Source organism: Neisseria sp. P0021.S007, from assembly GCF_051956855.1.
Map to the genome: position 1 here is coordinate 1 of NZ_JBQCXA010001551.1, position 464 is coordinate 464.

Genomic DNA, 464 nt, shown 5'->3' on the forward strand with positions numbered 1-464 from the left:
GGAAAAGTCATGTTGCCCGAATCAGCCCTTGCCGAAATGTATCCCGTCATTATGACCCCCAGCCATGACGGCAACTATTTCCACAACTACACCCTCTCGCTTCTGACCCTCGTCCCCACCAACGCCTACCTCGGCCTGCCGCTGCAAGTAATGATGCAGCGCGGCGAAAGCATGATTACGCGTGCGCGCAACAACTGCGTGGCCAAATTTTTGGAAAACAAAGAATGGACGCATTTATTCTGGATTGACTCCGACATCGGCTTCTCTACCGACTCATTCTACCGCCTGCTCTTGGCCGATAAAGACGTTGTAGCCGGCGTTTATCCGCTCCAACGCGAAAACTGGCCGAAAGCAGGCATTACGGCCGGCATGACCACAGCCGATTTTGAGCGTATGTCCACTTCTTACACCGTCAACACCAACGACAAAGATGCAAACGGTGAAATCGGAGTAAAAGTATATGA

The 464-nt window shown here is 51.9% G+C and carries 1 pseudogene; it reads left to right on the top strand.

The features are described 5' to 3' along the window. Window positions 1–464: pseudogene (locus ACTHUR_RS20205) on the top strand (hypothetical protein); the annotation flags it as partial.